The sequence below is a fragment of the Streptomonospora nanhaiensis genome, assembly GCF_026642255.1.
GTDB lineage: Bacteria > Actinomycetota > Actinomycetes > Streptosporangiales > Streptosporangiaceae > Nocardiopsis > Nocardiopsis tropica.
Map to the genome: position 1 here is coordinate 3,870,043 of NZ_CP113264.1, position 19,561 is coordinate 3,889,603.

General features: G+C 74.0%; 19 protein-coding genes. 10 read left to right on the forward strand and 9 right to left on the reverse strand.

Features of this window, described 5'->3' with window-relative positions; genetic code table 11:
* The first annotated feature begins 137 nt into the window (after positions 1 to 137).
* From OUQ99_RS16715 to OUQ99_RS16745, 7 genes are all read left to right on the forward strand, one after another.
* Positions 138 to 359, forward strand: coding sequence for a hypothetical protein (locus OUQ99_RS16715; RefSeq protein WP_267944685.1), 222 nt, complete (start codon positions 138 to 140; stop codon positions 357 to 359).
* Positions 360 to 448: 89 nt separating this feature from the next.
* Positions 449 to 1,021: a suppressor of fused domain protein gene (locus OUQ99_RS16720; RefSeq protein WP_267944686.1), complete on the forward strand. Its 573-nt coding sequence runs from the start codon at positions 449 to 451 to the stop codon at positions 1,019 to 1,021.
* Positions 1,022 to 1,200: 179 nt separating this feature from the next.
* Positions 1,201 to 3,006 carry an alkyl/aryl-sulfatase gene (locus OUQ99_RS16725; protein ID WP_267944687.1) on the forward strand — a complete coding sequence of 602 codons (1,806 nt, stop codon included), beginning with the start codon at positions 1,201 to 1,203 and terminating at the stop codon, positions 3,004 to 3,006.
* Positions 3,007 to 3,260: 254 nt separating this feature from the next.
* A complete protein-coding gene (locus tag OUQ99_RS16730; protein WP_267944688.1) occupies positions 3,261 to 4,250 on the forward strand; it encodes a siderophore ABC transporter substrate-binding protein in 990 nt (329 codons plus the stop codon).
* A 76-nt stretch (positions 4,251 to 4,326) separates the two neighbouring features.
* On the forward strand, positions 4,327 to 5,313 hold the full coding sequence (locus OUQ99_RS16735) for an ABC transporter permease (RefSeq protein ID WP_267944689.1): 987 nt from the start codon (positions 4,327 to 4,329) through the stop codon (positions 5,311 to 5,313).
* Positions 5,306 to 6,358 carry an iron chelate uptake ABC transporter family permease subunit gene (locus tag OUQ99_RS16740; RefSeq protein ID WP_267944690.1) on the forward strand — a complete coding sequence of 351 codons (1,053 nt, stop codon included), beginning with the start codon at positions 5,306 to 5,308 and terminating at the stop codon, positions 6,356 to 6,358. The genes OUQ99_RS16735 and OUQ99_RS16740 overlap by 8 nt, the downstream gene beginning before the upstream one ends.
* On the forward strand, positions 6,355 to 7,110 hold the full coding sequence (locus tag OUQ99_RS16745) for an iron ABC transporter ATP-binding protein (RefSeq protein ID WP_267944691.1): 756 nt from the start codon (positions 6,355 to 6,357) through the stop codon (positions 7,108 to 7,110). Before OUQ99_RS16740 ends, OUQ99_RS16745 begins: the two co-directional genes overlap by 4 nt.
* 215 nt (positions 7,111 to 7,325) lie before the next feature.
* Here the strand turns inward: OUQ99_RS16745 and OUQ99_RS16750 are convergent, their stop codons facing one another.
* From OUQ99_RS16750 to OUQ99_RS16770, 5 genes are all read right to left on the reverse strand, one after another.
* A complete protein-coding gene (locus OUQ99_RS16750; RefSeq protein ID WP_267944692.1) occupies positions 7,326 to 8,492 on the reverse strand; it encodes an erythromycin esterase family protein in 1,167 nt (388 codons plus the stop codon).
* Positions 8,493 to 8,682: 190 nt separating this feature from the next.
* Positions 8,683 to 9,348: a hypothetical protein gene (locus tag OUQ99_RS16755; protein WP_267944693.1), complete on the reverse strand. Its 666-nt coding sequence runs from the start codon at positions 9,346 to 9,348 to the stop codon at positions 8,683 to 8,685.
* 334 nt (positions 9,349 to 9,682) lie between these two features.
* Positions 9,683 to 11,236, reverse strand: coding sequence for an alpha/beta hydrolase (locus tag OUQ99_RS16760; protein ID WP_267944694.1), 1,554 nt, complete (start codon positions 11,234 to 11,236; stop codon positions 9,683 to 9,685).
* Positions 11,237 to 11,645: 409 nt separating this feature from the next.
* Positions 11,646 to 12,077, reverse strand: a complete 432-nt coding sequence (locus OUQ99_RS16765) for a pyridoxamine 5'-phosphate oxidase family protein (protein WP_267944695.1) — start codon at positions 12,075 to 12,077, stop codon at positions 11,646 to 11,648.
* A 171-nt stretch (positions 12,078 to 12,248) separates the two neighbouring features.
* Positions 12,249 to 13,085, reverse strand: a complete 837-nt coding sequence (locus OUQ99_RS16770; protein WP_267944696.1) for an NAD(P)H-binding protein — start codon at positions 13,083 to 13,085, stop codon at positions 12,249 to 12,251.
* Positions 13,086 to 13,167: 82 nt separating this feature from the next.
* On the opposite strand from OUQ99_RS16770, the gene OUQ99_RS16775 reads away from it, so the two are divergent.
* Positions 13,168 to 14,196 carry an AraC family transcriptional regulator gene (locus OUQ99_RS16775; protein ID WP_267944697.1) on the forward strand — a complete coding sequence of 343 codons (1,029 nt, stop codon included), beginning with the start codon at positions 13,168 to 13,170 and terminating at the stop codon, positions 14,194 to 14,196.
* A 76-nt stretch (positions 14,197 to 14,272) separates the two neighbouring features.
* Here the strand turns inward: OUQ99_RS16775 and OUQ99_RS16780 are convergent, their stop codons facing one another.
* The gene (locus tag OUQ99_RS16780; RefSeq protein WP_267944698.1) at positions 14,273 to 14,692 is read right to left on the reverse strand and encodes a MarR family winged helix-turn-helix transcriptional regulator; all 420 of its coding nucleotides are present in this window, start codon (positions 14,690 to 14,692) and stop codon (positions 14,273 to 14,275) included.
* Positions 14,693 to 14,771: 79 nt separating this feature from the next.
* Here OUQ99_RS16780 and OUQ99_RS16785 point away from each other — a divergent pair, with 79 nt between their 5' ends.
* Complete coding sequence (locus OUQ99_RS16785) at positions 14,772 to 15,608, forward strand: SDR family NAD(P)-dependent oxidoreductase (RefSeq protein ID WP_267944699.1); 837 nt, start codon at positions 14,772 to 14,774, stop codon at positions 15,606 to 15,608.
* 215 nt (positions 15,609 to 15,823) lie between these two features.
* Here the strand turns inward: OUQ99_RS16785 and OUQ99_RS16790 are convergent, their stop codons facing one another.
* Together OUQ99_RS16790 and OUQ99_RS16795 are read right to left on the reverse strand one after the other, a co-directional pair.
* Positions 15,824 to 16,483 carry a class I SAM-dependent methyltransferase gene (locus tag OUQ99_RS16790; protein ID WP_267944700.1) on the reverse strand — a complete coding sequence of 220 codons (660 nt, stop codon included), beginning with the start codon at positions 16,481 to 16,483 and terminating at the stop codon, positions 15,824 to 15,826.
* 113 nt (positions 16,484 to 16,596) lie between these two features.
* Positions 16,597 to 17,553: a PfkB family carbohydrate kinase gene (locus OUQ99_RS16795; RefSeq protein ID WP_267944701.1), complete on the reverse strand. Its 957-nt coding sequence runs from the start codon at positions 17,551 to 17,553 to the stop codon at positions 16,597 to 16,599.
* A 549-nt stretch (positions 17,554 to 18,102) separates the two neighbouring features.
* Between OUQ99_RS16795 and OUQ99_RS16800 the strand changes: the two genes are divergently transcribed.
* Entirely contained in the window at positions 18,103 to 18,381 is a 279-nt protein-coding gene (locus OUQ99_RS16800) for a LapA family protein (protein WP_267944702.1), read from the forward strand.
* A 125-nt stretch (positions 18,382 to 18,506) separates the two neighbouring features.
* On the opposite strand, the gene OUQ99_RS16805 is transcribed toward OUQ99_RS16800, so the two are convergent.
* Positions 18,507 to 19,382 (reverse strand): sulfite exporter TauE/SafE family protein, encoded by an 876-nt coding sequence (locus OUQ99_RS16805; protein WP_267944703.1) that lies wholly within the window; start codon positions 19,380 to 19,382, stop codon positions 18,507 to 18,509.
* Positions 19,383 to 19,561: the final 179 nt, after the last annotated feature.

Here is a 19,561-nt window from a genome sequence, read left to right on the forward strand (position 1 = left end):
GGAACGAGACGTTAACGGCGGTAGAAGACATACTTGTTAACAGATGAATGCACTGCTGTGATGTCTCGTTCGCTTTTGCCTCGTTTCAGCCCTTCGGTGTAAACACGCCACGGAGGCACGGGGCGCGGTCGCACCGCGTGCTCCCACTGTCGGCCGTGGTGTCGCTGGTCCTTGCCGCCGTGCTCCTGGGACTCCTGGCGCACCCGGGGTGGGCGGTGTACATCATGTACTTCGCCACCGGGCTGCTGCTGAGCACGACGGCCGTCTACTCGGCACTGCCGAGGCACCCCGAAAAGCGCGTGCGCCAGGACGCGTCCGGGACGGACTCCCCCGCACCGGAGGGCGTCGGGAAGCCGTAGTCTGGCCGCTCGGAACATCCACGTATCGGGCGATCCGGGACCGCGGCGGCCCCGGGGGCCGAAGGCACGACGACGGAGGGTCGGTTTCCTTGGCGACCGGGGAGGACGCGCGGATCCGCGCGCTGGAGAAACACGTCCGGGAGTTCTGGCAGGGGCACGCCGTGGAGGACGCGACCTGGGCGGAGGCGCCCCTCCTCGACCGGGTCCCGGGCTTCGCCACCTACCGGGTGGCGCCCAGGGACGAGGGCGAGGGCTGGGTCTACGTGACGGTGGGCTCGTCCGTCCACGAGACCGGAGGCGGCACCGAGTTCTTCCTCATGGCTCCGGACGAGGACCCGGCCCACTCCGAGACCCTGGCCGTGGTCGGCCACCTGCACTCCTTCGAGGAGTACCGGCTCGGCGTCGGCTCGGTGATCGACGTCGGCTGCCCGTGGGCGGAGGGCTCGCGCATGGACCACCTGCTGGTGAGCCCGCCCTACCCCTACGGGCCGGCGCTGGAGCATGCGCCCGAGGAGGCGGGAAACGCGCGGTTCCTGTGGCTGCTGCCGATCCACCGGAGCGAGGCGGCCCTGGTCACGGGCGACTCCCTGGCGGCCTTCGAGGAACTCCTGGAGGCGGAGGGCGTCAACGTCCTGGACGCCGACCGGGCTCCCCTCGTCTGAGCCGCCCCACTGCCGGCCCCGAGAGCCCGCCGGGCGGCATTGCGCCCCGCACGGTGCCTCGGCGCCGACCCGACCCCACCATCATTACCTAAAGCAATCCTTTGACTACGATTCGGAGTCACAGGGCGGGGGATGGGGTGGGTGCGCCACCGACCCCGAGCGCCCGAAGGAGACCCTCTGTGACCCAGCCGTTGTTCGACGACCGGACCGATTTCGACAACGCCGACAAGGGCTTCCTCGGAACGGCGTCACAACCGCAGATCACGGACGGGGCCGGACGGGTCGTCTGGGACCTGGACGCCTATGCCTTCCTCCACGGCGAGGTGCCCGGCACAGCGAACCCGAGCCTGTGGCGCCAGTCGCAGCTGGCCGCCAAGCACGGCCTCTACCGGGTCTGCGAGGGCATCTTCCAGGTACGGGGCTTCGACCTGTCCAACATCTCCGTCGTCGAGGGCGACCAGGGCGTCATCGTCGTCGATCCCCTGCTGTCCGTCGAGTGCGCGGCGGCCGCGCTGTCCCTGTACCGGGAGCATCGCGGCGAACGCCCGGTGACCGCGGTGATCTACAGCCACTCCCACGCCGACCACTTCGGCGGGGTACGGGGGGTGATCCCCGACGGCACGGAGGTCCCGGTCATCGCGCCCTCCGGCTTCCTCGAGCACGCGGTCGCGGAGAACGTCTACGCCGGCACCGCCATGAACCGGCGATCGGTCTTCATGTACGGGGCCGTGCTGCCCAAGGGGGCCGCGGGCCAGATCGGCGCGGGCCTGGGGCCCACCACCTCCACCGGGACGATCTCCCTGATCGAGCCGAACACGTACGTCACCAGGACCGGGCAGGAGGTGGTGGTCGACGGCGTCCGGATCGTCTTCCAGCTGACCCCGGGGACCGAGGCGCCCGCGGAGATGAACTTCTCCTTCCCCGACCGGCGGGCCCTGTGCATGGCCGAGAACGCCACCCACACCCTGCACAACGTGCTGACGCTGCGCGGCGCGCTCGTCCGGGACCCGCACGTGTGGGCGAACTACCTCACGGAGGCCATCGAGCTGTTCTCCGGCGGCTCCGACGTGCTGTTCGCGTCGCACCACTGGCCGACCTGGGGCACGGAGGAGCTCACACTGTTCCTGTCCCAGCAGCGCGACCTGTACGCCTACCTGCACGACCAGACGCTGCGCATGCTCAACCAGGGGCTCACCGGCGCCGAGATCGCCGAGAGGATCCAGCTGCCTCCCGCGCTGGAGGGCGCCTGGCACGCCCGCGGTTACTACGGTTCGGTCTCCCACAACGTCAAGGCGGTCTACCAGCGCTACATGGGGTGGTTCGACGGCAACCCCGCCCACCTGTGGGCACTGCCGCCGGAGGAGTCGGCGAAGAAGCACGTGGAGTTCATGGGCGGCGCCCGGGAGGTCCTGTCGAAGGCCGGGGCCGCCGTCGAGGCGGGGGAGCTGCGGTGGGCCGCGCAGGTCCTCGACTACGTCGTGTTCGCCGACCCCGGCGACACCGGTGCGCGCGCACTGCTCGCCGAGGTCTACGACGCCCTGGGCCACGGTGCGGAGAACGGCACCTGGCGGAACTTCTACCTCCAGGGGGCGGCGGAACTGCGCGGGAACAAGGCTCCCACGCCCATCGACAGCGCCTCCCCCGACGTCATGAGCGCCCTGAGCATCGCGCAGGTCTTCGACTCCGTGGCCGTCCGCGTCGACGGCCCCCGCGCCTGGGACACCACCCTGACCATCGACTGGAACTTCACCGATCCCGTGGAGGAGGTCAGGCTGGAGCTCGCCAACGGCGTCCTCGTCCAGACCACCGCCCACGACGGCAGTGACGCCGACCTGACGCTGACCCTGACCAAGGCACAGCTCCTGCGGCTCGTCGCCACGCAGAGCCTGGAGGGGATCACGACCGAAGGCGACACCGACGTCCTCACCACGCTGTTCGGCCTCCTGGACGACACGGACCCCGACTTCGCCGTCGTCACCCCCTGACCCCGGCCGCCCCGGCGCCACTGGGGCCCGTGGTCGGCCGGCCACGGGCCCCTCCCACCACGCCGGAGGGGCGGCCGCCGGCCGGGGCGCGGCTCCCCACGCTCCTTTCCAATCATGGGATCACAGGCCCTCTTCACACCCTGCCGCCGGACGCCCCCGTTGAGAAAAACGCCTCATAGGGGCACATCCATGCACATTTCACCCGAGAGTTAGGTTAGGCTCCCCTTTGTTCAAGTGAGCGAAGGAGAACCTCCATGCAGTCCCCCGGCCGTCCCCTGACCGCCTTCTCGATCACCCTGGTCTCCGCCCTGCTCCTCTCCGGTTGCGCCTCCGGCCGACAGGACGCCGAGGAGGCCTCCGCCCCGAGCGGCACGATCGAGGTCGAGGACAACAACGGCGCCCAGACCGTGGCCTCCCCTCCGGAGTCCGTGGTCGCGCTCGACAACCGCACCTTCGAGACCCTCTCGGACTGGGGCGTGGAGCTGTCCGCGGGCGCGGTGTCCCTCATGCCGGACACCGTCGGCTACGCGCAGGACGAGTCGGTCATCGACATCGGCACGCACAACGAGCCCGACCTCGAGGCGATCGTCGCCGCCGGGCCGGACGTCGTCGTCAACGGGCAGCGCTTCACCCAGTACCACGACGACATCGCCTCCCTGGTGCCCGAGGCCACGATCCTGGAGCTCGACCCGCGCGAGGGCGAGCCCTTCGACGCCGAGCTCAAGCGCCAGGTCACCGTGCTCGGCGAGGTCTTCGGCAAGCAGGACGAGGCCGCCCGGCTCGTCGCCGGCCTCGACGCGGCCGTCGAACGGGTGAACGCCGCCTACGACGAGGGCGAGTCCGTGATGGCCGTCAGCACCTCGGGCGGCGAGATCGGCTACCTGGCACCCGGCGTGGGCCGCACGCTCGGCCCCGCCTTCGACATCTTCGGCCTCACCCCCGCACTGGAGGTCGAGGGCGCCAGCGACGACCACCAGGGCGACGACATCTCCGTCGAGGCGATCGCCGACTCCGACCCCGACTGGATCCTGGTGATGGACCGCGACGCCGCCGTCGCCTCCGACGAGGCCGGGTACGCGCCCGCCTCGAACATCCTGTCGGACTCCGAGGCGCTCTCGGGCGTGACGGCCGTGCAGGAGGAGCAGATCCTCTACATGCCCGCCGACACCTACACCAACGAGGGCATCCAGACCTACACCGAGTTCTTCGACGCGTTCGCCGACGCGCTGGAGGCCCGGGCGTGATCCGGTCCGACCGAACGGCACGCGCCGGCGGTGGCGACGCCGCCGGCGCCCGCCGGCGCGAGGGAGGGAGCGGGGCATGACGACCGAGACCCCCGTCCCCCAGGCTCGGCGCGGGGGACGCCTCCTCGACGGGAAACTGCTCGTCGGCACCGCCGTCGTGGGCGCCCTGGTCGTGCTCTCGCTGTTCACCGGCGTGTACGACGTCTTCGGCGCGGACGACGGCGGCGAGATGTTCGCCATCACCCGCGTCCCCCGCACGGTCGCCCTCGTCCTGGCCGGCGCGGCGATGGCGATGTCGGGCCTGGTGATGCAGCTGCTGACCCAGAACCGCTTCGTGGAGCCGACGACCACCGGCACCACCGAGTGGGCCGGGCTGGGCCTGCTCACGGTGATGGTCCTGGTGCCCGGCGCGAGCATCGGCGCACGCATGCTCGGCGCGGTCCTGGCGGCGTTCGTCGGCACGATGGTGTTCTTCCTCTTCCTGCGCCGCGTCACCCTGCGCTCCTCGCTCGTCGTCCCGATCATCGGCATCATGCTGGGCGCCGTCGTCAGCGCCGTCTCGACCTTCGTCGCGCTGCAGACCGACATGCTGCAGAACCTCGGCGTGTGGTTCGCCGGGAGCTTCACCTCCGTGCTGCGGGGCCAGTACGAGCTGCTGTGGATCGTGGCGCTGGCGGCCGTGGCGGTGTTCGTCGCCGCCGACCGGTTCACGGTCGCCGGACTGGGCGAGGAGGTCGCGACCAACGTCGGCCTGGACTACGGCCGGGTCGTCCTGCTGGGCACCGGCCTCATCGCGGTGGCGACCGGCGTGGTGACCGTGGTCGTGGGCAACCTGCCCTTCCTCGGACTCATCGTCCCCAACGTCGTCTCGATGTTCCGCGGCGACGACCTGCGCGGCAACCTGCCGTGGGTGTGCCTGCTGGGCGTCGGCACCGTCACGGTCTGCGACCTGATCGGCCGGGTCGTCATCATGCCCTTCGAGGTGCCCGTGTCCCTGATCCTCGGGGTCGTGGGCGCCGCCGTGTTCGTCCTTCTCCTGTTGAGGCAGCGCCGCCATGGCTGAGACGACCGCGTCCCGTGTGACCGGACCGCTCCCCGCACCGCCCGCACGCTCCTCCGGGGCCCTGCCCACCGGGCGTGCCCGCCGCCGCTACCGGACCGTCGTCGCGGTGCTCGGCGTGCTCGCCGCCGGTTTCGGCTTCGGCCTGCTCGCCTGGGACAACCCGATGCCCGTGGGCTCGGACGGGTTCTGGCGCATCGCGCAGATGCGCGGGACGAACCTGGTGGTCATGGCCGTGGTCGCGATCTGCCAGGCCGTGGCGACGGTGGGCTTCCAGACCGTGACCGGCAACCGCGTCATCACCCCGTCGATCATGGGGTTCGAGGCGCTCTACGTCGCGGTCCAGACCACGGCGGTGTACTTCCTGGGCGTCGCCGGGGTCGTGGCGGTCCAGGGCCTGCCGCAGTTCGCGCTCCAGCTCGTGCTCATGGTGGGCTTCGCCATGCTGCTGTACGGGTGGCTGCTGTCGGGCCGGTACGCGAACCTCCAGGTGATGCTGCTGATCGGCATCGTCATCGGCGGCGGCCTGGCCTCGGTCTCCACGTTCATGCAGCGCCTGCTCACGCCGAGCGAGTTCGACGTGCTCGCCGCGCGGCTGTTCGGCAACGTCTCCAACGCCGACGCGTCCTACCTGCCGCTCGCGGTCCCGCTGTGCCTGGGCGCGGCGGTCCTGCTGTGGGCGGGTTCGCGGCGGCTCGACGTGGTCGCGCTGGGGCGTGACGCGAGCACGGGCCTGGGGCTGGACCACCGCCGCGAGACCATGCGCGTGCTCTTCCTGGTCTCGGTCCTCATGGCGGTCTCCACCGCGCTGGTGGGGCCCATGACGTTCCTGGGGTTCCTGGTGGCGACCCTGGCCTACCAGTTCACCGGCGCCCACGCCCACCGGTACGTCTTCCCGGTGGCGGTGCTGACGTGCTTCGTCGTGCTCAGCGGCGCGTACTTCGTCATGCGCAACGTCTTCTACGCCAACGGCGTGGTCTCGATCATCATCGAGCTCGTCGGCGGCCTGGTGTTCCTGTTCGTCATCCTCAGAAAGGGCCGGCTGTGATCACGCTCAGCGGTGTGCGCAAGGAGTACAGCGGCGAGGTCGCGATCGGCCCCGTGGACCTGCGGATCCCCCGGGGCGGTGTGACCGCGCTGGTGGGTCCGAACGGGGCCGGCAAGTCGACGCTGCTGACGATGACGGGCCGCCTGCTGGGCCTGGACGCGGGGGTGATCGAGATCGCGGGCCACGACGTGGCCCGGACCCCGTCCAAGGACCTGGCCAAGGTCGTCTCGGTCCTGCGCCAGGAGAACCACTTCGTCACCCGGCTGACGGTGCGCCAGCTCGTGGCCTTCGGGCGCTTCCCCCACTCCCGGGGGCGGCTGACGGCGGCCGACGAGGAGGTCGTCAGCCGGGCGATCGACTTCCTGGACCTGGGCGGGTTGGAGAACCGCTACCTGGACCAGCTCTCGGGCGGGCAGCGCCAGCGCGCCTACGTGGCGATGGTGCTCTCGCAGGAGACCGAGTACGTGCTGCTCGACGAGCCGCTCAACAACCTCGACATGCGCCATTCGGCGCAGATGATGCGGCACCTGCGCCGTGTGGCGGAGGAGCTGGAGCGCACGGTCGTGGTCGTGCTCCACGACATCAACTTCGCGGGCCACTACGCCGACCGGATCTGCGCGGTCAAGGACGGTGCGGTCGTGGAGTTCGGCACCCCGGAGGAGATCATGACCGGCGAGGTGCTGACACGGGTGTTCGAGACGCCGGTGACCGTCGTGGACGGGCCGCGCGGACCGCTCGCCGTGTACTACTGAGCGCCGTCCCCTCTCGCGGGAGCGGGCTCGCGGGGCGCCCCTCCGCCCAGTCGGGTGGAGGGGCGCCCGTGGTCGGGGCGTGGGCCCCGCGTCGGCCGCGGGTGGTCGGCCTGTGGGCGGGGGGTCGGTCCCGCGTCAGCCGCGGGTCGGCGGCGCGTGGGCGGGGCGGCTCCGGCGGCCGGGCGGGTGCGGGGGCCGTGCCGCGCGGCGGCCGGTCATGCCCGGTCCTCTCCCCCGGGCGCCGCGGGATCGGCGTCGACGTGCAGGATCGCGTCGGCCGCCTCCACGAGCGCCCGGTCGAGGGGGAAGTAGCCCGTCTCGGGCCGGGCGTCGGTGCGCGTGCGCCCGGAGGCGATCTCGGCGGCGGAGGCCAGGCCCCAGCCGGTGGCGCGGCTCTGGAGGAGGCCCTCGTAGGTGTCCGGTTCGGGCTCCGCGAGCCCGAGGGCCCCGCTGCGGCCCAGGCTTCCGATGACGACGGTGTACCGCCGGCCCAGCAGGGCGCCGACGACGGAGCCCGCGGAGTGCCAGCCCAGGTCCATGCCCGCCATGCTCATCGAGCTCGGGTTGCGCTGCAGGTGGCTGTTGTGCGCGAAGGCGAGCGTGGGACCGCGTTCGGCCTCGATGCCGCGGATCTCCAGGAGGTTCTGGGCCATGAGCGCGTCCCTGGTGGCCAGGAGGCCGGAGATGCGTGCGCTCTCCTCGGTGCGCCGGGCCGCCTGCCCGTGGTAGCGCAGCAGGCCGAGGCCGGCGGCGAGGCGGGTGCGGGCCCGGAACCAGTCGGCGCGGGAGGTCGCCGCGACCAGTTCCGGTGCGCGTGCGTGGAGCGAGGTGAGCATGTCGTCGGCGATCACGCGCAGCCGCTCGGCCGCGGGGCCGGCGCCGACCGACGCCGCCGGGTCCAGGATCGCCTCCTGGCGGCTCCACCGCTCGTCGTCGCCGAGCAGGTCCGCGAGGTCCGGGGCGATCCCGAGGTAGTCGCACACGTGTTCCAGGTGGAGCCGGGGGCTGGGCGCGCTGGTGTTCTCGGCCGGGGTGTCGAAGCCGTGGAAGGCCAGCCGCTCCTCGGCGGGGCGGCCCTCGTTGTACGCGCGCATCCAGGCGACCAGCCGCCGGTTGGCCTCCAGGGCCCCGAAGCCGTGCGAGAAGCCCTCGTCCATCGCCGTGTCGAGGGTTCCCCGCCCGTGCCGGACGAAGTCGTCCACCGCGAGCGCGGCCACCCGGTCGGTCTCCAGGGCGATGGACCGGTAGCCCAGGTCCGCGAGCGAGGCGAAGATGTCGTTGCGGACGTCCCCGAAGGCCGGTTCCCGGGTGGGGTGGACCGGTTCGCCGAGGGCCAGCAGCTCGCACGGCGGGGTCGCGAAGTCTCGAATGTCTTGGCTCATACCCCTCAACCGTATCCTTGAAAGAACGGTTGAAGGTTGCAGCCCTGTTCTTGGGAAATAGGGCGTCGAAGCCTCCAACCGGGGAAAACCCGCCCCCCTGCCGCCGCCCCGCCCTTCGCCGCGGGGCGGCGCGGGCGCGGTCCGCGCGACGGGGGCGGGGCGCCCGGTGGCCGGTCGGCGTGCCGCGCCGTCACTCCCCCTGGGCGGCGGAGTCCAGCAGCCAGTTGTACCGCAGGCGCAGCGCGCGCTCCGTGCTCGCCGCGGAGGCGCCGAGGGTGAGCGCGATGTTGAGCCAGAGCGGCAGCTGGACGGGTGAGGTGAAGGTTCCGAAGCGCTCGGTCACGGGCGGCACCTGGAAGGCCGCCTCGATGAGCTGCGGGACGAGGAGGAGCGCGGGGACGACGAGCAGGACCAGCGAGCAGAGGCCGATAGCGCGGCTCAGCACGGGGTGCTCGCGGTCCAGGCGCGCACGCCGCCCCTCGCCCGAGCGCCGGTCCGGGACGAGTTGGTGTTCGGCTCCCCCGTCGGTGACGTAGTGGCAGCGCTTGAGGCCGAAGGGTGTCAGCGCCACCTCGATCGTGCCGCCCCGGACGGGGAAGGCGGCGGGGAGCCCGGACTCGGCGTGGTGCCTGCCGTCGAGGTACAGGTGGGCCCTGCCCTTGCCGTCCTCGGAGAAGAACCGCTGTGCGTAGCGGACCTCGACGGCGTAGTCCGTCCGCCCGCCGTCGCCGCCGCGCAGCGGGAGGTGGAACAGGACACGGGAGAGCGGCTGCCACCAGCGGAAGGGCTTCAGCGGCTTCCCGTTCCCGGGTTCTACACGTCGTGCGGCTCGGCGCCGCTGCCACTCCTTGAGCATCTCGGGCTCCCTGTCGTCGTGTGGGAACGCCTCGGCGGCCTCGGGGCCGCCCTGGCGTGAGGGTGGGTGGGTGTTTCGACGGTGGACGGGCCCCGCGCACCCGGTCCCGCGAGGCGGGCGGTTCCGGGGGCGAGGGGGCGCGCGGCGGTCGGCCCGGGGGCGCCCCCTCCCGGTGGTGGCGGCCGCGCGGCCCCGTGAAGCGGGGGCGGGCGGGGCGGGGTCCGTCGTCCCGCCCGCCCCCACGGGGGCCGCGGTCACCCCTGTTCCTCCTGTGCGTTCCCGCCGGCCGGCGGGAACGGCGCCGGGGCCCGTCGGGTCCCGGGCCCCGGGTCGCTCAGGCGGGGCAGGAGGTGTCCTGCTCCGGCAGGTCGCCCCCGACCAGGAAGGCCGTGGTCACGTCCTGCGCGCACGCGTTGTCGCCGTTGACGTAGACGCCGTGCCCGCTGCCGTCGACGCTCACCAGCCGGGAGCGCTGGCCGAACTTCTCGTCGAGCAGCACCCCGCCCAGGTGCGGTGTGACCGGGTCGCGCCGGTTCTGCACGATCAGGACGTTGCTCGGCCCCTCGTCGAGGACCTCCACCGGCGGCTCGGACGGTCCGGAGGACCAGGAGGCGCAGGGCATGGCGTTGGCGGAGGCGGCGCCGAACAGCGGGTACCTCTCGCGGTCCTCGGCGACGCTGCGCCGGTAGGTGTCGACGTCCTCGGGCCATTCGACGTCGTTGCAGGTCACGGCGAGGAACACCGACCAGGAGTTGTCGTACGGCGACAGCCCGGCGTCCGTCGCGGGCCGGGCGCCGGGGGGCGCCCCGCCGGTGTCCGGGGTCCCGTCCGGCAGCTCCCCGGCCGCCGCCGGGTCGGAGGCGAGCAGTTCCTGCCAGGCCTGCGCCGTCACGGGGTAGGACAGCTCGCTGTAGAGCCCCACGAAGGTGGACAGCCGGAAGAGGCTTCCGTCGACGGGTCCGCCGGCCGTGTCCGCCGGGGTCTCGTCCAGGCGCCCGGCGAGCGCGAAGTAGGTCTGGCGCACCTCCTCCTCCGACTCGCCCAGGCCGTACTCGTCGTGGCGTTCGGCGGCCCATCGCGCGAAGTCCGGGAAGGTCTCCTCGGCGCCCAGGCCGTACCTGCGCATCCCCTCGTGGTCGAGGTGGGTGTCGCCGATGTTGCTGTCGAGCACGATCCGGTCGGAGCGCTCGGGGAACATCGAGGCGTAGGCGGCGCCCAGCGCCGTGCCGTAGGAGGCCCCGTAGAAGCTGGTCTTCGGCTCTCCCAGCGCCTCCCGGATCAGGTCCAGGTCGCGGGCCATGTTGGCCGTCGACACGTGGCGCAGCCTGTCGTCTCGGTCGTTGTCGGCGCACTGGGCGGCGACCGCCTCGGCGGCAGCGGCCTGGTCGACGACCGCCGCGTCGTCGACCGCGTAGGGCGGGATGGCGCCCCGGTAGTCCTGCTCGTCGGTGAAACCGCAGCTGATCGGCGCCGAGTACCCGACTCCGCGGGTGTCCATGCCGATGAGGTCGTAGCTGTCCGCGACCTCGGCGGGCAGGCCCCGGGAGACCAGGTCCGCCGGCATCGTCAGCCCGGAGCCGCCCGGGCCGCCCGGGTTGAACATCAGCACGCCGCGCCGCTCGTCCGGGTTCTGGCTCGCCAGCCGGGACACCATGATCTCGATCTGCGCGCCCCCGGGGTCGGAGTGGTCCAGGGGCACGGGCACCAGGCCGCACTCCATCCCGGGCGCCTCGGCCGCCACCTCCTCGGGGCAGGCGCCCCACTCCACCCGCCCCGCGGGCTCCGTGCCCTGCTCGTCGGCCGCGGCCGGTACCGCGACCAGCGGCCCGGCGAGGCCGATCGCCGCCGCCACGGCCCAGTTCCGTCCTGCTCCACGCCTTCGTCCCATGTCCGTCCTCACCTGTGTCGGTCCCGACGCCGCTGTCGGCCCGCGACCCGGCCCCCTGGCACCCGGGCCGGGCGCCGGCGGCCGTCCCCGCCTGCGCGGGGGGCAGCGGCGGCAGGGCCTGGCCGGGAGGGGGAGCGGTGGTCGTCGGGGTCCATGCCTCGAACCTAGGCCGGAGCCGAGCCGTGACGGAGTGTCACGGGTCATGGGTTTCCCGCGCGATCCGCACGGTTCCGGCATGACAGATGTCATGCGTCGACGGGGACCGGGAAAGGGCCTGGCGCGGGGAGCTGGGACGACGCGGGTCTCGCGCCCGGACCGGGCGGGGCGGCGCCGTCGCGGTCCCGGAGGCGCGGGAACGTGCCGGGCGCCCGGGGCGGAGCCGGTCCGCGGCGGGCGCCCGGGGCGCGGGTCAGTGCGTCAGGCGGCGCACGGTCTGCGGGTGGATGACGACGCGGAGGTGGTCGTCGGCGAGCATGCCCGCGAGCTCCTCGGCGCGTGCCGGGTCCTCGAGATCCCAGTAGCGGGCGGCCAGGCGGGCGGCCAGGTCGCGCGCCCCGTCGGCCTCCAGCGTGGCGCGGCCGACGACGGACACCCAGCGCTCGCGCTCGCCCACCGGGGCCGCGACGACGATCGAGGCGCGGGGGTCGCGGCGCAGGCGCCGCACCTTGAGCGCGTCCGGCTCCGTGAAGAGCTGGAGGGTTCCCTCGTCCGTGGCCTCGAACCACACGGGCCGGGGCTGGGTCGGTTCCGCTCCCCCGGCCACGGACAGGAACCCGTGCAGGGGACGCCGCAGGAACTCCAGGTCCTCGGCGGTCAGCAGGTCGGTGGTGGTGGTGCTCATCGCTTTCCTCTCCGAACACGGTGGTGACGGTGGGCGGTCCGCGCCGTCCGCTCGCGCGTGCGGCGGGCGGGCGGCGCGGAGTACGGGGTCGGCGGCGGCCGGGGGCCGTCCCGGCGTGCGGGGCTCCCGCCCGCCGAGGCGCGGGAAGGTCCCGGGGCGGCCGCCGCGGGGTCACGGCCGCCAGGCTCCCGCCGCGGCGGCCCGCACGACGTAGTCCTCGAAGGTGCGGGGCCCGCGTCCCAGCACGGCGGCGACGCCGTCCGTCGTCGCGGCGATCACCCCGCGCTCCATCAGCACGAACATCTCGGCGACGTGGTGGGCGTCGTCCTCGCCCCAGCCCTCCCGGACCAGCGCCGCGGTGTACTCGGCCGGGGAGACCTGCTTGTAGGCGATGGGCAGCCCGGACGCGCGCGAGATCAGTTCGACGGCCTCGGCGAAGGTCAGCGCGCGCGGCCCTGTCAGCTCGTAGGTCCGCCCGGCGTGCTCTCCGGGTCCGGCCAGCACCGCGGCCGCCACGTCGGCGACGTCCTCCAGGTCGATGAACGGTTCGGGGACCGCTCCGGCGGGGAGCACCAGCTCTCCGGCGACCAGTGGGGCGTGGAAGAGGTCCTCGTCGAAGTTCTGGGCGAAGTTGGACGGCCGCAGGACGGTCCACTCCAGTGCCGAGCCGCGCACGGCGTCCTCGGCCGAGCGCATGTCCAGCCCGAAATCGGAGTCGCCCCAGGTGTCGGCGCCGCGCCCGGAGAGCAGGACCAGGCGCCGCACGCCCGCGGCCCCGGCCCGCTCCACGAACTCGTGCACCGGTCCGGGCACGGTCGGGGCCACCACGTAGGCGGCGGTGACGCCCCGCAGGGCCGCGTCCCAGCCGCCGGGGTCGGACCAGTCGAAGGGTGTGGGGCTGGTGCGGGAGGCGGCGCGCACCTGGAGGCCGCGCAGCCGCAGGCGGGCGGCGACCCGTCGGCCGGTCTTGCCGGTGGCGCCGAGGACGAGGGTGGTGTCGTTGTTCATGACTGCGATTCAACGGCATCCGTCCGGACGATTCCATGGGTGAGACACCGGATGGCCTTTGCGATCGTCTAATCTCGTGGGCATGGACGCGTTCGGTGACCTCTTCCGGGGGATGCGGGCCCAGGGCTCGCTGTTCGGCAGCTCGACCCTGACCCCGCCGTGGGCGCTGCGCTTCGTGGACGGGGCGCCGCTGACGCTGTGCACCGTCCTGGGCGGGGGTGGCTGGATCGTGCCGGAGGGGCTCCCGCCCGAGCCGCTGCGCGCCGGGGAGACGGTCATCGTGCGGGGTCCCGCGCCCTTCTCCTTCGTGGACGAGCCCGGCACCCGGGCCGAGGCGGTCGACTGCGGCGAGTACTGCGCGACGCCCGAGCAGGGCGGGACACGGCACCGGGTCGGCTGGAGCGACAGCTGCGGCGTCCCGGGCGAGGGCGCGACGACGCTGGTGGTGGGCGCCTACGCGGCGAGCGGCGAGGTCAGCCGCAGGCTGCTGGAGGCGCTGCCCGTGGTGCTGCGCGTGGCCTCCGGCGGCGGGGCCGATCCCGTCATGGAGCACCTGGCGGCCGAGGTCGCCGCCGACACCCCGGGCCAGCAGGTGGTCCTGGACCGGCTGCTGGACTGGTTGCTGGTCTGCTCGGTGCGCGACTACTTCGACCGGCCCGGCGGCGAGCCGCCGGCCTGGTACGCGGCCCAGCGCGATCCGGTGGTCGGCGCCGCGCTGCGCCTGCTGCACGCCGAACCGGCGGCGCCCTGGACGGTCGCCTCCCTGGCCGTGCGGGTCGGGGTGTCGCGTTCGACCCTGGCCAAGCGGTTCGCGGACCTGGTCGGCGAACCGCCGCTGACCTACCTCGCCCGCTGGCGCATGACGCTCGCGGCGGACCTGCTGGTCGAGCGGGAGTCGGCGACCGTCGCCGAGGTCGCCCGCGCCGTGGGCTACTCCGACGCGTTCGCCTTCAGCGCGGCGTTCAAGCGGATCCGGGGCGTCAGCCCGAGCGGGTTCCGGCGCGCGGGCGCACTCGTCCCCGGGCAGCCGGCCGGTCCGTCCGCGCGGCCTCAGGGCGCCGTGCCCGCGACCGTTCCCGCGCCCCTCACCGCCGTGGGCGGGCGTTCCTAGGCCGACGGGGACCCCAAGCCGGGGACGGTGACCGCCGGGGCGGCGCGGCGCCGACAGGGCGCCCCTGCCCGGTGGTTCAGCCCGGTCGGACCACGCGGCCGAGCAGGGCCATGAGCTGCTTCAGCTCGCTGTCGGACAGCACCGCCAGCGGGGACTTCTCCAGCGCCGCCCGGACCAGCTCGTCGCGGACCGCGCGGCCCTTGTCGGTCAGGACCAGGACGCGGGAGCGGCGGTCGGCGGGGTCCACCGCGCGCTCGACCAGGCCCCTGTCGGCGAGCTGGTTGGTGATGAAGGTCAGGTTCGGGGCGTTGCAGTACAGGCGCTCGGCCATCACCTTCATCGAGGGCGGCGGCTCGTCCGGGTCGACGGCCCACAGCGCCTGGAAGGTCGCCGGCGTCAGCTGGTGCCCGGCCAGCGCCTGCCCGATCAGGTCGTTGGTCCGCATCCAGATGTCGTGGGTCGCGGCGACCACCGCGGTGAGTTCGGGTGTGGTCATGCCGCCATTCTACAAACGCTTCGAGCATCGAAGGATCATGCTAGCTTGATACTTCGAGACTCGAAACAAAGGGGGAGCTGTGAAAGACGACTACCGCGGTACCACCGCGCTCGTCACGGGCGCGTCCAAGGGGCTGGGGCGGGCCTACGCCCTGGAACTGGCGCGCCGGGGAGCGCGGGTGATCCTGCTGGCCCGCTCGGAAGGGGACCTCCAGGAGCTCGCCGAGCAGATCCGGGAACGGCACGGCGGACAAGGCCCCGGGACGCCGGGCGCCGAGGTGGCCGAGGTGGTCACCGGCGACCTCGCCGCCCCGGACGGCCCGGAGCGGATCCTGCGGGAGCTGCGCGAGCGCGGCCTGACCGTCGACCTGCTGCTCAACAACGCCGGCATGGGCAGCGTGGGCCCGTTCCTGACCCGCCCCCTCGGGCCGCAGCTGGCCTCCGTCGGGCTCAATGTCAGCGGCCTGCTCGCGCTGACCCACACGATCGGGGCGCAGATGGTCGCCCGCGGCTCCGGCGGCATCGTCAACGTCTCCTCCACCGCGGCCTTCCAGCCCATGCCGTACCAGGCCAGCTACGGCGCGACCAAGGCCTTCGTGCTCTCCTTCACCGAGGCGCTGGCCGAGGAGCTGCGCGGCACCGGCGTCCACGTCATGGCGGCGCACCCCGGCGCGATCGCGACCGGCTTCTTCGACGGCACCTCGGCCACGATCGGCCCGCAGGCCGACACGGCGGCCACCGTCGCGGCCCACACCCTGGACGACTACGCCCGGCGGCGCGCGGTGTCCTACCCGGGCCGGACCGTGAACCGGGTCATGACCTGGCCCGCGCGCCTGCTGCCGCGCACCGTCGTCGCGCGGGTGGCCGGCGGGTTCAACCGGCGGCTGCGCCTGCACGAGGTCGTCGACGCCGCCTGATGGGATCTGCCGGGTCGGTGAGACTCGGTGCCGTAGCCGCCGGCAGGTGAGCACTTCCGTCGCCGGAACCGTTGAGTTCTGGAGTCAGACCGTGCCCTGCCGGTCGGCCGGGAGGCCAGAGCGCTGATGGGGTGGCGTGCCCGCCCCGTGGGGAGCGCGGGCAAGGGGTCCGGGTCCTGCCGTCACGGCACGACCGCGGGCTCTCCCGCCCCTCCTCAGGGGGCGCTCTGCCCGGATCCGCCCGTCCGGTCCAGGCGGGCCAGCACGTGGGCGTCGAGGAAGCCCCGCTCGGAGGCCGGGTCGTGGACCAGCCGTGCGAACGGGACGAGCCCGGCCCCGGCCATCAGTGCGGCGAAGCGGTCCACCGGCCAGCTGTACGCGGGCGCCACCTTGTGGTCGAAGCGGACCGGCTCCGGTCCGTCGGTGGCGAAGAACGAGGCCAGGAGCAGTCCCTGCGGCGCCAGGACGCGTGCCTGCTCGGCGAGCAGCGCGGGCAGCTCCGCGGGCGGGGTGTGGATCATCGAGTAGTGGGCCAGCACGCCGCCGAGCGCGCCGTCCCCGACCGGCAGGGCCTCCATCCGCGCCTCGTCGAACCGCAGCGCCGGATGGGCCCGCCGGGCGTGGTCGACCATGGCCGGGGAGAGGTCGAGCCCGAAGGCGTCCAGCCCCCGTTCGTGCAGCATGGCCGTCAGGTGCCCGGGCCCGCACCCGACGTCGGCCGCGCGCGGGTTGCCCGTCCCGCGCACCAGCTCGGCGAAGGTGCCGATCATGTTCCGTGAGAACGGCTGCGTCTCCAACCGGTCGGCGAACATCGACGCGTACAGTTCGACGACCCCGTCGTAGGCCGCCCTGGTCTGCTCCTGGTGCTCCGTCACAGGAGGGAAGCTAGCACCCGCGCGCGTGCGCCGCCTCCCCGGCTCCGCCCCTCCGGGACCGGCCGCCCGGCCGTCGGAGGGCCCGCGCCTCACCGGCGGCGCCTCCGATCGGCTCACCGGTTCCGGCCCGGGAGCGCCTCGTCCCCGTGCCGCGCGAGGAAGGCGTCCGTCTCCCCCGCCGTGGGACCCGTGGCCGGTCCGCGGCGGGTGACGGAGAGCGCGGCGGCCGCGTTGGCCCGGCGGGCGGCCTCCACCGGGGCCAGGCCGCCGGCCACGGCGGCGGTGAACACACCCACGTGCGCGTCGCCCGCCCCGTTGGTGTCCACGGCGCGCACGGGAAAACCGGGCACGTGCAGGGGTGCGTCCCCGGCCCCGGCCACCGCGCAGCCCTTCGCGGCGTCGCGCACGACCACCGTGCCGCCGGGGCGGATCCGGGGCAGGAGGAGCGCGGCGGCCTCCTCGGGGACGGTGCTGCCGGTCACGGTCGCGGCCTCGGCGGCGCTGAGGCTGAGCAGGTCGACGCGGGCCAGGGCCCGGTCCAGGGTCCGCCGGGGAAGGTCGCCCACGACCGGCGCCGGGTCCAGGACCAGGCGCACCCCCTCCGGGAGGTCGCCGATCCAGGCGAGGAGGTCGTCGGCGCGCGGTCCGGGCAGCAGCGAGTACCCCACGGTGTAGACGTAGTCCCCCGGGCGGGGCCGCAGGGTGCGCAGCTCGGCCAGGGACACCTCCGTCTCGGCGCCCAACCGGGTGATGAAGGTGCGTTCGGCGTCGCCGTCCACCAGGGCCACGCAGAAGCCGGTGTCCGCGTCGGGGAAGGGGGCGTGCGCCACCGCTACCCCCTCCGAGCGCAGCGCGGCACGGACCAGGTCCCCGTGGGGCCCGGTCCCGTGCGACCCCGCGTAGACCACCTCCATGCCCGCGCGCGCCGCGGCGGCGATGACGTTGAAACCGCCTCCGGCCTGGGTCCGCGCGGAGGAGGCGAACACTCCCCCGCCGGCCGGGGGGAGGGCGTCGACCGCCATCACGACGTCGACGATCACCGGTCCCACGTGCAGCAGGCGTCCGGTCACGGCAGGGGCTCCCCTCGACTGCGCCGACCGTTGTGCCGGCCCCGCGATCATCCCGCGGCGGCCGGGGGCGGGTTCCACCGGGGGCGCCGGACCGGGCGGCGGCACGCGGGACCGTCCGGCGCACGGACATGCGGCGCCGAGGACAGCGGGGGCCGGGGACAGCGGGGGCCTACCGGCGAGGGCGCGGGGGGAGCCCCCGGCGGGGACCGCGGCCGCTCCCCCGCCCCCACCGCTCCGTGAGGGGCGTCCCCGGGGGACGCATAGGAAGTCGGGGTTCCGACACGAACACCCCGGACCCGCTCCGACCTGCACTGTCAGCGCCCCTGACCCCGTTCGTCCGTGGAACGAACACCCCGACGGACCGCCCACACACGGTCCCGGCCGAGGTTCCTGTCGAATCGGGGAGAAGAATTTCCGGTTTCCGACCCTCTCACGCGGCTGGGCGGGAAATGCCGTCCCTGCCGGTCGCGGCGACCGGCAGGCGGTGCCGGAGGAAGCACGCGGGCCCCGCGCCGAGGCCCTCTTCCCACGGCCGCAGGAGGCGATCCGGTGAACGCTTCCCCGCCACCGGTCGACGGGGCCTCCGGGCACGTGTCGTCGCGCAAGGGGCTGTCGTCGGTCCCGCCCCGCGTGTGGGCGGCGCTGGTCCTGCTCGTCGTCACCGTCCTCTTCGTGGCCCAGAACCGGGACACGGCGCAGATCCAGTTCCTGGTCGTCTCACTGACGGCGCCGCTGTGGGCCGCACTGGCCGTGTCGGTCGCCGCCGGCGTGGTCATCGGACTGCTCGTCCGACCGTCACAGCGGCGCAGCCGCGGGGCATCGGGGTAGGGCCGCCCTCCGGCCGGGCCCCGGCTCCGGGGCTGCCCGAACCGCGCCGGGTCGCGCCCCGCCTGCCGCCGGGTCCCGGGGCGCCCGACGGGGCGGCCCCCGACAGGTCGGCGCCCGCCTCCCCCTCAGACCCGTGCCCGCAGCAGCGGCAGGGGGCAGTGCTCCCCCGCGACACGGCAGAGGACGGCCAGGAGTGCGAGCACGGCGGCGCCGACCGCCACGGCGGGGCCGAGCGGCGCGGGGAGCTCCTGGGCGAGGACGAGGACGCCCACGGCCAGGACGAAGACGCCGAACCCCTTGCGCAGCGCGCCCTCGGGCACCCGGGAGGCCAGTGGCGCGCCGAGGAGCGATCCCGCGACGGCGGCGACGGTGACCACGGCGACCGGCGTCCAGTCCGGGCTCACCGTCGTCAGGTACCCGGCGAGTCCGGCGAAGGACTTCATGGCGATCACGAGCAGCGAGGTCCCCACGGCGGCGGGCATCGCGAGGCCGCCGAGCAGCGCCAGGGCGGGCACCACGAGGAAGCCGCCGCCCGCGCCGACCAGGCCGGTGACGGTGCCCACGGCCAGGCCGTCGAGGACGATCCGCCTCAGGGGCAGGCCGTCGCGCCGCCGCTCGCCGTCTCCGGCGGGGCTCTTCCCCCTGCCGAGGAGCATGGCCGCCGCGGTGGCGACCATCATGAGGGCGAAGGCGGTCATCAGCAGGGGTCCGGGGAGGTGTCCGCCCACGAGGCCGCCGACGAAGGCGCCCGCCATGCCGGCCGCCCCGAAGACCAGGCCGGTGCGCCACCGGACGTTGCCCCTGCGCGCGTGGGTGGCCGCGCCGACCAGCGACGTCACGCCGACGACGAACAGGGAGGCGGCCACGGCGCCCTTGGGGTCCATGCCCGCGACATAGGTCAGCAGCGGGACCATCAGGATGGAGCCGCCGCCTCCGAGCAGTCCGAGCGCGAGCCCCACCACCAGGGCGGGGCCCACGACGAGGATCAGTGGGAACTCCATGCTTCGTCACTCTCCGTGGCGTGGTTCTGCGGGCGCGGCCGCGTGGGCGGTGCGCCCCTGGTCGGGCCGGGGGGTGGGGGGCGGGTCGGTCGGGTGCGCCGCCCCGTCCGGGCGGGCGCCGGGGCGGGGCCGTCGCCGGTGCCGGCGGGCCCCGCCCCTGTCGTCGTGCCGGGTCGGCG